Annotated in this window: 15 protein-coding genes; 12 read left to right on the forward strand and 3 right to left on the reverse strand. The window is 44.8% G+C overall.

Annotated features, from left to right (window positions below; all coding sequences use genetic code 11):
- The first annotated feature begins 37 nt into the window (after window positions 1-37).
- The 3 genes from safA (at window position 38) to QA442_RS07970 (ending at window position 2,771) form a co-directional block, all read left to right on the forward strand.
- Window positions 38-1,195: a spore coat assembly protein SafA gene (gene safA / locus QA442_RS07960; protein ID WP_071581528.1), complete on the forward strand. Its 1,158-nt coding sequence runs from the start codon at window positions 38-40 to the stop codon at window positions 1,193-1,195.
- Window positions 1,196-1,342: 147 nt separating this feature from the next.
- Window positions 1,343-1,942, forward strand: a complete 600-nt coding sequence (gene sgpA / locus QA442_RS07965; RefSeq protein WP_040082279.1) for a spore germination protein SgpA — start codon at window positions 1,343-1,345, stop codon at window positions 1,940-1,942.
- A gap of 106 nt (window positions 1,943-2,048) precedes the next feature.
- Window positions 2,049-2,771 carry a YebC/PmpR family DNA-binding transcriptional regulator gene (locus QA442_RS07970; protein ID WP_095432359.1) on the forward strand — a complete coding sequence of 241 codons (723 nt, stop codon included), beginning with the start codon at window positions 2,049-2,051 and terminating at the stop codon, window positions 2,769-2,771.
- Window positions 2,772-2,812: 41 nt separating this feature from the next.
- On the opposite strand, the gene QA442_RS07975 is transcribed toward QA442_RS07970, so the two are convergent.
- Together QA442_RS07975 and QA442_RS22140 are read right to left on the reverse strand one after the other, a co-directional pair.
- Window positions 2,813-4,267 (reverse strand): alanine/glycine:cation symporter family protein, encoded by a 1,455-nt coding sequence (locus QA442_RS07975; protein WP_095432358.1) that lies wholly within the window; start codon window positions 4,265-4,267, stop codon window positions 2,813-2,815.
- Window positions 4,268-4,549: 282 nt separating this feature from the next.
- Window positions 4,550-5,098, reverse strand: coding sequence for a DUF5412 family protein (locus QA442_RS22140; protein ID WP_341532916.1), 549 nt, complete (start codon window positions 5,096-5,098; stop codon window positions 4,550-4,552).
- Here QA442_RS22140 and QA442_RS07985 point away from each other — a divergent pair.
- The gene (locus tag QA442_RS07985; RefSeq protein ID WP_014664829.1) at window positions 5,078-5,197 is read left to right on the forward strand and encodes a hypothetical protein; all 120 of its coding nucleotides are present in this window, start codon (window positions 5,078-5,080) and stop codon (window positions 5,195-5,197) included. The two genes, QA442_RS22140 and QA442_RS07985, sit on opposite strands and share 21 nt — an antisense overlap.
- A gap of 46 nt (window positions 5,198-5,243) precedes the next feature.
- On the opposite strand, the gene QA442_RS07990 is transcribed toward QA442_RS07985, so the two are convergent.
- Entirely contained in the window at window positions 5,244-5,891 is a 648-nt protein-coding gene (locus tag QA442_RS07990; protein WP_014664828.1) for a phosphotransferase, read from the reverse strand.
- A gap of 236 nt (window positions 5,892-6,127) precedes the next feature.
- Between QA442_RS07990 and iolG the strand changes: the two genes are divergently transcribed.
- The 8 genes from iolG (at window position 6,128) to tgt (ending at window position 13,273) form a co-directional block, all read left to right on the forward strand.
- A complete protein-coding gene (gene iolG / locus QA442_RS07995) occupies window positions 6,128-7,153 on the forward strand; it encodes an inositol 2-dehydrogenase (protein WP_095432357.1) in 1,026 nt (341 codons plus the stop codon).
- A 70-nt stretch (window positions 7,154-7,223) separates the two neighbouring features.
- Window positions 7,224-8,531, forward strand: coding sequence for an MFS transporter (locus QA442_RS08000; RefSeq protein WP_071581524.1), 1,308 nt, complete (start codon window positions 7,224-7,226; stop codon window positions 8,529-8,531).
- A 47-nt stretch (window positions 8,532-8,578) separates the two neighbouring features.
- On the forward strand, window positions 8,579-9,091 hold the full coding sequence (bofC, locus tag QA442_RS08005) for a sporulation cell-cell signaling protein BofC (RefSeq protein ID WP_040082284.1): 513 nt from the start codon (window positions 8,579-8,581) through the stop codon (window positions 9,089-9,091).
- Between the two features lie 138 nt (window positions 9,092-9,229).
- Window positions 9,230-9,835 (forward strand): Holliday junction branch migration protein RuvA, encoded by a 606-nt coding sequence (ruvA, locus tag QA442_RS08010; RefSeq protein WP_014664824.1) that lies wholly within the window; start codon window positions 9,230-9,232, stop codon window positions 9,833-9,835.
- A 10-nt stretch (window positions 9,836-9,845) separates the two neighbouring features.
- Complete coding sequence (ruvB, locus tag QA442_RS08015; RefSeq protein WP_040082286.1) at window positions 9,846-10,850, forward strand: Holliday junction branch migration DNA helicase RuvB; 1,005 nt, start codon at window positions 9,846-9,848, stop codon at window positions 10,848-10,850.
- A complete protein-coding gene (locus QA442_RS08020; RefSeq protein WP_014664822.1) occupies window positions 10,843-11,043 on the forward strand; it encodes a DUF2905 domain-containing protein in 201 nt (66 codons plus the stop codon). The genes ruvB and QA442_RS08020 overlap by 8 nt, the downstream gene beginning before the upstream one ends.
- Window positions 11,044-11,072: 29 nt before the next feature.
- Window positions 11,073-12,101, forward strand: coding sequence for a tRNA preQ1(34) S-adenosylmethionine ribosyltransferase-isomerase QueA (queA, locus tag QA442_RS08025; protein ID WP_071581523.1), 1,029 nt, complete (start codon window positions 11,073-11,075; stop codon window positions 12,099-12,101).
- 26 nt (window positions 12,102-12,127) lie between these two features.
- Window positions 12,128-13,273 (forward strand): tRNA guanosine(34) transglycosylase Tgt, encoded by a 1,146-nt coding sequence (tgt, locus tag QA442_RS08030; RefSeq protein WP_095432356.1) that lies wholly within the window; start codon window positions 12,128-12,130, stop codon window positions 13,271-13,273.
- The last annotated feature ends 32 nt before the right edge of the window (window positions 13,274-13,305 follow it).

The raw sequence follows: 13,305 nt of genomic DNA on the forward strand, positions 1-13,305 counted from the left end.
GCTGAACTGTTCACGTTTTGCATAGGAGGGGAAAACGTTGAAAATCCATATCGTTCAAAAAGGCGATTCGCTCTGGAAAATAGCTGAAAAGTACGGAGTCGATGTTGAGGAAGTGAAAAAACTCAATACACAGCTTAGTAATCCAGACTTAATCATGCCTGGAATGAAAATAAAAGTGCCGTCAGAAGGAGTCCCGGTCAGAAAAGAGCCAAAAGCGGGCAAAAGTCCTGCGGCCGGGAGCGGGAAGCAAGAACATCCATATGCGAAAGAGAAGCCTAAATCCGTTGTCGACGTAGAAGACACAAAGCCGAAAGAAAAGAAGTCCGTGCCGTATGTCCCGCCGATGCCTAATTTGCAGGAAAATGTGTATCCTGAAGCTGATGTGAACGAGTATTATGACATGAAACAGCTTTTCCAGCCTTGGTCGCCTCCTAAACCGGAGGAGCCGAAAAAACATCATGACGGAAATATAGATCATATGTATCATATGCAAGATCAATTTCCACAACAGGAGGCTATGAGTAATATGGAAAATGCAAATTATCCGAATATGCCTAATATGCCAAAGGCGCCAGAAGTAGGCGGTGTAGAAGAAGAAAACGTTCATCACACAGTTCCGAATATGCCGGCTGTTCAGCCTTATTTTCATTATCCGGCTCATTTCGTACCGTGTCCGGTGCCTATTTCGCCAATTCTTCCAGGATCCGGATTGTGCTATCCGTTACATCCTGCACATGCTTATCCAATGTACCCGATGCATGGATACCAGCCAGGCTTTGTCTCACCTCAGTATGACCCGGGTTATGAAAACCAGCATCATGAAAACAGCCACCACGGACATTACGGTTCATACGGTGATCCGCATTACGCATCTCCGGCTTATGGATCTCCGTATGGACATATGCCTTATGGCCCTTATTATGGCACTCCCCAAGTAATGGGAGCGTACCAGCCTGCTGCGGCTCCTGGTTACATGCCGTACAAAGATCATGACGACTGCGGCTGTGACGGTGATCATCAGCCATATTTCACTGCGCCTGGCCACTCGGGACTGGGATCTTATGGAAGTCCTAATATGCCATATGGCACCGCTAACCCAAATCCAAACCCATATTCGGCAGGAGTTTCTATGCCAATGACGAATCAGCCTTCTGTAAACCAAATGTTTGGCCGGCCGGAAGAGGAAAATGAGTGATCGTTCGGAACGATGTAAATCGTTCCTTTTTTTGTTTTCAAGCAGATCACTGCCAAATGGACAGAACTGACACGCTTAACATGCCCCTCGGACGCACATGATAAAAACGAGCAAACATGCTCAATTCGTCCACGGGGGGTTTTTCCATTGGGTAAAAAAATGACGATCGCTAGCTTGATTCTTATGACAGCCGGCTTAACAGCATGCGGAGCAAACGATAATAATGCCATGAATGATACGCGCAATAACGGCAATACCCGTCCAATCGGATATTATACAAATGAAAACGATGCTGACAGACAGGGAGACGGAATCGACCACGATGGTCCTGTTTCTGAATTAATGGAGGATCAGAACGACGGTAACCGAAACACCACGAATGTAAATAACCGTGACCGTGTTACTGCTGACGATCGCGTTCCTCTGGCTACTGACGGAACATATAACAACACGAATAACCGAAACATGAATCGGAATGTGGCGTACAATGGGTATGACAACCAAGAAAACAGAAGACTGGCGGCCAAAATTGCCAACCGTGTGAAACAAGTGAAAAACGTCAATGACACACAAGTGATGGTATCGGATGACCGAGTAGTTGTCGCAGTCAGAAGCCACAGGGATTTCACAAAGTCTGACAGAGATAATGTCGCAAAAGCTGCTCGCAACTATGCGAATGGCCGTGACGTCCAAGTATCGACAGATAAAGGGCTGTTCAGAAGACTTCATAAAATGAACACCCGCTAAGGATGAAAGGCTGCCGGAAGATAGTGATATTCGGCAGCCTTTTTCTTTGCATCAGCGAACAATACCCATTAAAGTGTACATAGAAAAAGGAAAAGCAGGTGAAAACATGGCAGGCCATTCTAAGTGGAAAAACATACAAAAGAGAAAAAATGCACAGGATGCAAAGCGCGGGAAAATATTTATGAAGCTTGCGAAAGAAATCTACGTGGCAGCGAAAGAAGGCGGAGCGGATCCGGAAGCAAATTCAGCATTGCGTCTTGTTATCGAAAAAGCAAAGGGCGCCAATATGCCAAATGAAAATATAGACCGGGCCATTAAAAAAGCTGCGGGAGGCCAAGATGGAAGCAGCTATGAAGAAATCACCTACGAAGGCTACGGTCCTTCAGGGATTGCCGTCATGGTTGAATGCGTTACAGATAATAAAAACCGAACGGCGTCAAATGTGCGAACTGCCTTTAATAAAAATGGCGGAAGTCTGGGAGAGAGCGGATGTGTAGCCTTTTTATTTGAACGGAAGGGATTCATTACGATAGACCGGACTAAACAGCAAATAGAAGAACATGAACTCATGCTTGATGTGCTGGAAGCAGGAGGAGAAGAGCTGCGGGCTGAAGAAGACCTATATGAGGTTTTAACAGAGCCTGAGCATTTTGAAGAGGTAAAAACAGCGCTCGAATCGAAATATCCAATTTCTTCAGCGGAGGTGACCATGCTCCCCAAAACCTATGCAGATGCCGATGACCAGGCTGTTGAGAAACTGGAAACATTAATAGACATCCTTGAAGATGATGATGATGTTCAAGAAGTGTATACTAATTATCGCTCATAAAAAACCGGCACGATGTCATATCGGGCCGGTTTTTAGTTTGTTTAAGAGACACGTTCATTTTCATTAGTGTATTCTTTCTCCCAGAAATCAGCGTTTTTGATACCCAGCGCTTTCGGATCAAAGACCGGGTCTAAGCCCTGCTTCTTTTGGCGTTCATAATCATTTAAAGCGAGAAGCGCCGGTTTGGCAAGCAGCACAATGGCAATGACATTCAGCCATACCATAATGCCAAGCCCTGCATCGCCCAATGCCCAAGCAAGTGAAGCTGTTTTCACAGTCCCATAGAACGTGGCGGCTAACATAATCAGTTTTAAGCCGAGCATTGCCCATTTGCTTTCTCTGCCCCGTGCTAAATAAGCAATATTTGTTTCTGCGATGTAGTAATACGCCATAATTGTTGTAAATGCGAAGAAGAATAAAGCGATGGCAACAAAGCCTGCACCAAATCCGGGGAGAACACTGTCAATTGCCGCTTGTGTGAAACCAGGTCCTGCTTCTACGCCTTTAAGGTGATGGACGATAAAGGAACCATCTGCAGCCTGGGTATTGTACATACCGGTAAACAAGATCATGAAAGCTGTAGCGGAACATACAAACAAGGTGTCGATATAAACAGAAAATGCCTGAACCAGTCCCTGCTTGACCGGATGAGAAACTTCTGCAGCTGCTGCGGGATGCGGCCCTGTTCCCTGGCCGGCTTCGTTTGAGTAAATGCCACGTTTAACACCCCAGGATATCGCCATGCCAATTAAGCCGCCAAAAGCGGAATCCAATGCAAAAGCGCTTTTGAATATCAACGAGATCACAGCAGGCAATTCAGCCACGTTCATGACAATAATAATCAAAGACAGCAGGATATATCCAAGGGCCATAAAAGGAACAATCATTTGCGCCGCATTAGCAATTCGTTTGACGCCGCCAAAAATAATAAACCCTAATAATAAAACGAGAGCACACCCTGTAATGAAAGGAGAGATGCCGAATGCATTTTTGACCCCGGCCGCAATGGAGTTGGACTGTACGCCCGGCATCAGAAGGGCCATTGCAATCAGGGCAGCAGCGGCAAATAAGACGGCAAACCACTTAATGCCTAAGCCTTTTTCTATATAATAAGCAGGGCCGCCCCGATATTGACCGTCTTGTTTCACTTTATAAATTTGGGCAAGCGTTGATTCAACAAAGGCACTCGCCGCCCCGATAAAGGCAATCGCCCACATCCAGAACACAGCGCCGGGTCCGCCAAATGCAATTGCTGTCGCCACTCCTGCGATGTTTCCTGTACCCACTCGGCCGGACAGCGCAATTGATAATGCTTGAAAAGAAGAAACGCCAGCTTCAGAGCTCTTTCCTTTAAACATCTGAACAATCATTTCTTTCAAATGTCTGACTTGTAAAAAACGGGTCATAATTGAAAAGATCAATCCAATTCCCAATAAAATATAAATGACGGGGGTACTCCATAAGACCGCGTTTAAACTAGCAACAATATCTGCCATCAAGCTTCCTCCTCACTTCCATTCGAATACATGTATAAAAAGGATTTTGGGCTAATCGAACTATTTCTACAATCGATTTGTCACATTATATGACTGATAATTATCAATAAGAAGAGGAAGGAAAAAAGAAAAAACGCGGCGTATCGATTACGCTGCGTTTTTCTGCAGAGGCCGACTTAGGGCATTTGTTATAAAATTTTTGCAACAATTAGCCTAGTTCAGTCAATCCGTATATAAAAGAACAAGCGATCACAATTGCTTGTTTATCTTATTCATGTATCGTCACCTCACTTGTGCCTGAGGCGGTTCTTCACGGATCCAATGATCATCTTTTCGCCAATCATACGTTTCATCAGTATCGAGGTGTAATGTCTGATTGCCGATTTTCACTGTGTTGTGATTGATCCATGTCACTGCTGGACGGTTGTCCGGATAATTCCAATAGATTGTTCTCTTAACAAGTGTTTTTTCATTTACAAGTTCACCTCTGGCCGCATCTAAGCTTAAGGTGTTTTCGGATACGTAAGTGTTTAACGTATAGCTGCCGTCAGGCGATTCAACCGATTGGACGAGGTTTCCTTTCGGAACGTTTTTTAGTGAAAATAACATCCAATAAACGGCGCCGCCGAAGAATACCAGCAGCATAAACATCAACGGGACTTTGCTGCGTGTCTTGATGTGACTCTCTCCCTTTTTTTCTCTCATTTTACCATATATCGGATTCATATGATCTTTACATTTCTTTAAAATTAACTCAATAAAGCAATGATATGATGAAATAAAACCAATAAGGGTGAGGGGAGACAGAAAATGAAGAAAACGTATTGTCATTCCGGAGAGAAGGACTCAGAAGCGGTCTACTTAACTGTGAGAGGCTATCGAATTAAGCTGTCGCCTGAACAAATGAAACTGATTTCTACCGTAAGATAGTAAACATCAGAACAAAGGCAGCCACACAAGCGGCTGCCTTTTTGATTTAAGAATACTTTCTTTTCCGCTGTGCGAAATGCCTTTGAAACCAATCTTTCTTATATAAAAATGCGATGATCTCCAGCCAAAAACCCGGAATCTTTTTGGGGAATATCGGTTTTTTGTAGAGTGAATGATATGCTGATTTTAAGTCGTCCCACTGCGTGCATGTTTTTGTCTGCTCAAATCTCGCAACATCAATCACCCGCACCGCTCCGGTTTCTGTCAATATCAGATTCCGCAAATGAATGTCTGACGGGTTCAGTCCAGCTGCCCGGGCGTCAGAAAGCGCTTCTTCAACCTGCTGAATCATGTTATCACTGATTGCAATGCCTTTCTTCAGACAGTTATAAAAGGTTTCACCTTTAATATATTCCATAAGAATAAATGAATCGCCAGTTTCGTAAATGTCAGGATAGAATGCGGACCCGGCTAATTTTTCATAGATCGCGGCTTCTTTGACTGCTGTCGCTTGATACTCCGGAAAAAATACTTTCAGCGCCATTTTCCGGCCGCCTTCTGTTAAGGCAAATACATAGGCGCTTCTACCCTTGCCGATTAGTGTTAATTCCTCGGATTTCTCTTTGACTTTATCAAATCTGCTGTTTTTGCGGTATATGACTGAATGGGCCAGTTCCTCTGCTTTTGTCAGCATTTCATTCACCTTCTTTGCTCTATTTTATGCAGTCGTTTATAGGAAAATCATAAACTGTTCAGGAAAAAGAGCCTAATTCTAGTGTATCTGGTCTTGGAGAAGAAGGCTACTTATAAGCATAAATTGTGATAAAAGAGACATAGAGCGTTTATTTCCATTCTTGAAAAGCGCTTACAAATGGGATAGTATTAATTTTAAATAAAGCGCTTTCGTGAATATTCAAGGGGGAACATGCGATGACAAAACAGATTGTGACAGGGATTATCGGTGCAGGCCGCATCGGCAAACTTCATGTTCAAAATATAAGCCGGATTCCTCACATGAAATTAAAAGCAATCTCTGATATTCAGGCGAGCCGTATAAAAAGCTGGGCCGACAGTCATCAGATTGAATACATAACTTCTGATTATCGTGATTTATTACATGATCCTGAAATTGATGCTGTTTTTATTTGCTCACCTACAGCCGTACATGCTCAGATGATCAGAGAAGCAGCCGAAGCGAAAAAGCATATTTTTTGTGAGAAGCCAGTTAGTTTCTCTCTAGATGAAACAAGAGAAGCGCTTGCGGCCGTCCGGAAACATGGAGTAACACTTCAAGTCGGTTTTAACCGCCGCTTTGATCCTCATTTTAAGAAAATCAAAACAGTTGTTGAAAATGGTGAAATCGGTACACCTCACTTATTAAAAATCACGTCTCGGGATCCAGAACCCCCGAATATAGATTATGTCCGCATGTCAGGCGGCTTGTTTATGGATATGTCAATCCATGATTTTGATATGGCCAGATATATTATGGGAAGCGAAGTGACAGAAGTGTATGCAAAAGGGGTGGCTCTGGTGAATCCTTCTTTTGCGGAGCTGGGCGATATTGATACAGCTGTTATTACACTGACTTTTGAAAACGGTGCCATGGCCGTGATTGATAACAGCCGCCAAGCAGTGTACGGATATGACCAGCGGGTAGAGGTTTTCGGGACGAAAGGCTCTGCAGCGGCGGACAATAGCAGGCCGACGACGGTTGAAGTGTCAACCGCTGATTTTGTGATGAAGGATAAACCGCATTTCTTTTTCCTTGAACGCTATAAGGATGCGTATGAGGAGGAGATTCTCCGTTTTGCAGAAGCGATCGGCACAAATCAGGAGACTGCCTGCACCGGCAATGACGGTTTACAGGCCGAACGGATTGCAAGAGCAGCACAGCAATCGCTTGCTTTTGGCATGCCTGTCAGTATTGAGCACACTGAAAAAATCGCTTTTTAATCAAAAAGGATTACAATTCCGCAAGCTTGGGTATATACTCCATTGATACTTTAAGTAGGCGGTGGAGAAAATGAATACAGTACATGCTAAAGGAAATGTTTTGAACAAAATCGGAATTCCTTCTCACATGGTTTGGGGTTATATTGGCGTTGTCATCTTTATGGTTGGAGACGGCCTCGAACAAGGCTGGCTGTCTCCTTTTCTCGTGGATCATGGTCTCAGTATGCAGCAATCCGCATCGTTATTTACCATGTACGGCATTGCTGTCACCATCTCGGCTTGGCTTTCAGGAACGTTTGTGCAAACGTGGGGGCCGAGAAAAACGATGACGATCGGATTGCTTGCGTTTATCCTCGGTTCGGCCGCTTTTATCGGCTGGGCGATTCCTCATATGTATTATCCGGCTCTCTTAGGTAGCTATGCCCTTAGAGGCTTGGGATATCCGCTGTTTGCATACTCTTTTCTCGTGTGGGTATCATACAGCACCTCTCAAAAAATTCTCGGAAAAGCTGTCGGCTGGTTTTGGTTTATGTTTACGTGCGGCCTTAACGTACTCGGCCCGTTCTATTCCAGCTATGCGGTTCCTGCCTTTGGAGAAATCAATACGCTTTGGAGTGCATTGCTGTTTGTGGCGGCAGGCGGATTTCTGGCCTTATTTTTTAATAAAGATAAATTTACCCCAGCAAAAAAACAAGATCAGCCGAAATGGAAAGAACTGTCGAAGGCATTTACAATTATGTTTGAAAACCCTAAGGTCGGCATCGGCGGAGTGGTCAAAACGATTAATGCAATAGGACAATTTGGATTTGCCATCTTTCTTCCGACTTATTTAGCACATTACGGGTATTCGGTTTCGGAATGGCTGCAAATTTGGGGGACGCTGTTTTTTGTGAATATTGTGTTTAATCTTATTTTTGGCGCAGTTGGAGATAAACTTGGCTGGCGCAATACCGTCATGTGGTTTGGCGGTGTCGGATGCGGCATTTTTACGCTGGCGCTTTATTACACGCCTCAGCTGATCGGGCATCAGTATTGGGTGATGATGATGATCGCCTGCTGCTACGGCGCGGCATTAGCCGGCTACGTTCCATTAAGCGCTCTTTTGCCGACGCTTGCGCCTGATAATAAAGGCGCTGCCATGTCAGTGTTGAATTTGGGATCTGGTTTGTGTGCGTTTATCGCGCCGGGTATCGTGAGCCTTTTCATTGGACCGCTCGGTGCAGGCGGCGTAATTTGGATCTTTGCGGCATTGTATTTTTTCAGTGCTTTTCTGACGCAATTCTTGACAATTCCTGAGCAAGGAACAGATGTGTATACGGAGGAACGGTTTATCAGGGAAAATGTGCAGACAAATTTTGATAAAACGGTTAAGCAGTAGCCTCTTTGGTCAAACTAATCATAAACGTGTGCAAAGAGGTGTAGAGGGTGAAACGATTCAGCACGGCGTATCTTTTGCTGGGCATTCTTTGCTCAGCCGCAGTATTTCAAATAGGCGCTCCTTCCCGCGCGCTTGGCGCGGAAGTGGAGCACTATGAACCGCTGCAAGTACATGTGCAGCTTGAAAAGGTGTATTTGGACGGCGATGTCAGCATTGAGCATAAGCGTGAAAAAGTGCTTTCCATGGATGATTTTTGGGCGGCTTATGCCGGATGGACGCTTGTGGAACAAAAAAAGGGATATGTGCTCTTCCGGAAGCAAATGGACGATATTTCTCCGCTCAGCAAAGTGAACGGGTATATCGGTGTATCGGATAATGGAGTGATTTCCACTTTTCATGGGCGGCCTGAGCCAGCTTCCGAACCCATTCAGTCTTTTTTTCAAATTGATTTAGAAAGGCTGGAAAGCCACATGCAAAAAAATCTGTTGAAAGGCATTCCATTTCGGACAAAAGCGGAGTTCGAGGATGTCATCGAACATATTAAGACATACAGCGGGTAACGTCATCTGATTGAAGACATGTATTCATGTCTTTTTTTTCGTGAAAGAATGAGAGAGAAGCGAACGTATGTTAACTTTTCTATAAGACTTTGGCTGTTTTTATGGTACAATGAAGAACAGTCAAAGAGGTGAATGTGCGTGATTGAATTTGTTAAAGGGACGATTGATTATGTATCTCCCCAATATATCGTCATAGAGAACGGAGGCATCGGCTATCAGATTTTCACGCCGAATCCGTTTATATATAAGGAGAGAAACCAAGAAACGATTTTTACATATCATCATATCAGAGAGGATGCTTTTTCGCTTTACGGTTTTTCAACGAGAGAGGAGAAGGCGCTCTTTACAAAGCTGTTAAACGTGACCGGAATTGGGCCGAAAGGAGCACTTGCCATCTTGGGCTCGGGTGATCCGGGAGCGGTCATCCAAGCAATTGAAAATGAGGATGAAGCTTTTTTGGTCAAGTTTCCTGGAGTAGGAAAGAAAACCGCACGCCAGATTATTCTAGATTTAAAAGGAAAGCTGGCAGATGTTGTGCCTGAAATGATTGAAAATCTGTTTAATCATGAAGAAAGGCTTGAAAAGCAAACAGCTGAAACGGCTCTCGAAGAAGCACTTGAAGCCCTCAGGGTTCTCGGATATGCTGAAAAAGAAATCAAAAAGGTGCTTCCTCACCTTAAAGAAGAAATTGGGCTGACAACAGACCAATATGTGAAAAAAGCATTACAAAAACTATTAAAGTAAGGTGATGTTCATGGATGAACGGCTCGTCTCAAGTGAAGCAGACAACCATGAATCAGTGATAGAGCAAAGCCTGAGGCCGCAAAATCTGGCACAGTATATCGGACAGCATAAAGTGAAAGAAAATTTACGCGTGTTTATAGATGCGGCGAAAATGAGACAGGAGACGCTGGATCATGTTCTTCTGTACGGACCGCCCGGACTTGGAAAAACAACGCTGGCTTCCATTGTTGCAAATGAAATGGGAGTGGAATTGCGGACGACATCAGGGCCTGCGATTGAAAGGCCTGGTGATTTGGCTGCTATATTAACGGCGCTTGAACCGGGAGATGTATTATTTATTGATGAAATACATAGGCTGCACAGATCGATTGAAGAGGTGCTTTATCCTGCAATGGAAGACTTTTGCCTGGATATTGTGATCGGCAAAGGCCCTTCTGCCCGCTCAGTGCGGCTTGACCTGCCGCCGTTTACGCTGGTGGGAGCTACGACGAGGGTAGGACTATTGACGGCTCCTTTGAGAGACAGATTCGGCGTCATGTCACGCCTTGAGTACTATACACAAGAAGAACTGGCCGATATTGTCACGAGAACTGCGGATGTATTTGAGGTTGAGATTGATAAACCGTCTGCTCTTGAAATTGCAAGGAGATCTAGAGGTACGCCGCGCGTGGCGAACCGCCTGCTGAGAAGGGTGCGCGATTTCGCCCAAGTCCTGGGTGACAGCCGGATTACGGAAGACATTTCTCAGGATGCGCTGGAGCGGCTTCAGGTTGACCGTCTCGGTTTGGATCATATTGATCATAAGCTGTTGATGGGCATGATCGAAAAATTTAACGGCGGGCCAGTGGGCCTTGATACGATTTCCGCTACGATCGGCGAGGAATCGCATACGATTGAAGACGTATATGAACCATATCTGCTGCAAATTGGATTTATCCAAAGAACGCCGCGTGGAAGGATCGTGACACCGGCCGTTTATCAACATTTCCAAATGGAGGCTCCCCGATATGACTGAGTTTCCTAAGATCATGATGATTCTTGGTGCTGTTTTGCTTATCATCGGAGCAGTTTTACATTTTGTCGGCAAGCTGCCGGGAGATATTTTTGTGAAAAAAGGAAATGTCACGTTTTTCTTCCCGGTTGTCACTTGTATTATCATAAGTGTGGTATTATCAATTTTGCTTAATCTTTTCGGCAGAATGAAATAACAAAAGACTAGAATAAAGGTGAAGTTATCATGAAAGTCGATTTATTTGATTTTGAACTACCGGAACGTTTAATTGCACAAGTACCGTTGAAGCAGCGCGATGCTTCAAGGCTGATGGTGCTTGATAAACATACAGGAGAGCTGACTGACAGCTCGTTTAAACACATTATCAGCTTTTTTAACGAAGGTGATTGTCTTGTGCTGAACAATACCCGTGTGCTGCCTGCGCGGTTATTCGGCACAAAAGAGGATACCGGTGCGAAAGTGGAGCTTCTTTTGCTGAAACAAGAAACTGGCGATAAATGGGAAACGCTTGCCAAACCGGCGAAACGGGTGAAAAAAGGAACCGTTGTCACATTTGGAGACGGAAGATTGAAGGCAGTTTGCACGGAAGAGCTGGAGCACGGCGGCAGAAAAATGGAATTTCAATATGACGGTATTTTCTACGAGGTGCTGGAATCCCTTGGAGAGATGCCGCTTCCGCCATATATCAAAGAACAGCTTGATGACAAAGAGCGCTACCAGACCGTGTATTCAAAAGAAATCGGCTCTGCCGCTGCGCCTACAGCAGGCCTTCACTTCACGGAAGAAATTTTACAGCAGCTGAAAGATAAAGGTGTGCAAATTGAGTTCATCACACTCCACGTTGGCCTTGGAACATTTCGCCCTGTGAGTGCCGATGAAGTGGAAGAGCATAATATGCATGCAGAGTTTTATCAAATGTCGGAAGAAACGGCTGCGGCTTTAAACAAAGTAAGAGAAAATGGCGGCAGGATCATTTCTGTCGGCACGACCTCGACACGCACACTTGAAACGATTGCCGGGGAACATGACGGGCAATTTAAAGCATCGAGCGGCTGGACATCTATTTTTATTTATCCAGGCTATGAATTTAAAGCCATTGACGGAATGATTACAAACTTCCATTTGCCGAAATCGTCATTGATTATGCTGGTCAGCGCGCTTGCTGGAAGAGAAAACATTCTGCGTGCCTATAACCATGCGGTGGAAGAGGAATACCGTTTCTTCAGCTTCGGAGACGCGATGCTGATTATCTAATTTGAGAACAGGAGGCCTCATTAAAAGTGGCTGAACAACCAATACGCTATGAATTTATAAAAGAATGCAAACAAACAGGAGCGCGGCTGGGCAAAGTGCATACGCCTCACGGCTCCTTTGAAACGCCGGTTTTTATGCCGGTCGGCACACTGGCGACAGTCAAAACAATGGCGCCTGAAGAGCTGAAAGCAATGGATGCGGGCATCATTTTAAGCAATACCTATCACCTATGGCTGCGACCGGGTCACGATATTGTCAAAGAAGCGGGCGGGCTTCATAAGTTTATGAACTGGGACCGCGCCATTTTAACAGATTCAGGCGGTTTTCAGGTCTTTTCTTTAAGCAAGTTTCGTAATATAGAGGAAGAGGGCGTCCATTTTCGCAACCACCTAAATGGGGACAAGCTGTTTTTATCTCCGGAAAAAGCGATGGAGATCCAAAACGCACTCGGCTCCGATATTATGATGGCGTTTGACGAATGCCCGCCATACCCGGCAGAGTACGATTACATGAAACGGTCAGTTGAGCGGACAAGCCGCTGGGCGGAACGCTGTCTGAATGCTCACAACCGTCAGGATGAACAAGGACTGTTTGGTATTGTTCAAGGCGGAGAATATGAAGATCTGCGCACACAAAGTGCGAAGGACTTGATTTCCCTTGATTTTCCGGGATATGCTATAGGCGGATTGTCTGTCGGTGAACCGAAGGATGTGATGAACCGTGTACTCGAGTTTACAACACCGCTCTTGCCGAAGGATAAACCGAGATATTTGATGGGAGTCGGTTCTCCGGACGCGCTGATCGACGGAGCAATCCGCGGGGTCGACATGTTTGACTGTGTGCTGCCTACTCGGATTGCAAGAAATGGCACAGTGTTTACAGCTGAAGGACGACTCAATATGAAAAATGCGAAATTCGAAAGAGACTTCCGTCCGATTGATGAAGAGTGTGATTGCCATACATGTAAAAACTACACTCGCGCGTATATTAGGCACTTGATTCGCTGCAATGAAACATTTGGCCTTCGATTAACAACTTACCATAACCTTCATTTTCTGTTACACTTAATGGAGCAGGTAAGACAGGCTATTCGCGAGGATCGTCTGGGTGATTTCAGAGAAGAGTTCTTTGAGCGTTACGGCTACAACAAGCCAAATGCGAAAAGCTTCTAAATAAACAATAACAGGCTTACAGAAAGGGGTGA

This window comes from Bacillus stercoris, from assembly GCF_029772985.1.
GTDB classification, from domain to species: Bacteria; Bacillota; Bacilli; order Bacillales; family Bacillaceae; genus Bacillus; species Bacillus stercoris.

What these genes read in the sequence shown, in the direction of transcription:
- QA442_RS07975 (WP_095432358.1), bottom strand. Translation starts at nt 4,267, where the DNA reads ATGGCAGATATTGTTGCTAGTTTAAACGCGGTCTTATGGAGTACCCCC.
- QA442_RS22140 (WP_341532916.1), bottom strand. Translation starts at nt 5,098, where the DNA reads ATGACAATACGTTTTCTTCATTTTCTGTCTCCCCTCACCCTTATTGGT.
- iolG (WP_095432357.1), top strand. Translation starts at nt 6,128, where the DNA reads ATGACAAAACAGATTGTGACAGGGATTATCGGTGCAGGCCGCATCGGC.
- QA442_RS07970 (WP_095432359.1), top strand. Translation starts at nt 2,049, where the DNA reads ATGGCAGGCCATTCTAAGTGGAAAAACATACAAAAGAGAAAAAATGCA.
- QA442_RS07990 (WP_014664828.1), bottom strand. Translation starts at nt 5,891, where the DNA reads ATGCTGACAAAAGCAGAGGAACTGGCCCATTCAGTCATATACCGCAAA.
- QA442_RS07985 (WP_014664829.1), top strand. Translation starts at nt 5,078, where the DNA reads ATGAAGAAAACGTATTGTCATTCCGGAGAGAAGGACTCAGAAGCGGTC.
- QA442_RS08000 (WP_071581524.1), top strand. Translation starts at nt 7,224, where the DNA reads ATGAATACAGTACATGCTAAAGGAAATGTTTTGAACAAAATCGGAATT.
- QA442_RS08020 (WP_014664822.1), top strand. Translation starts at nt 10,843, where the DNA reads ATGACTGAGTTTCCTAAGATCATGATGATTCTTGGTGCTGTTTTGCTT.
- ruvB (WP_040082286.1), top strand. Translation starts at nt 9,846, where the DNA reads ATGGATGAACGGCTCGTCTCAAGTGAAGCAGACAACCATGAATCAGTG.
- queA (WP_071581523.1), top strand. Translation starts at nt 11,073, where the DNA reads ATGAAAGTCGATTTATTTGATTTTGAACTACCGGAACGTTTAATTGCA.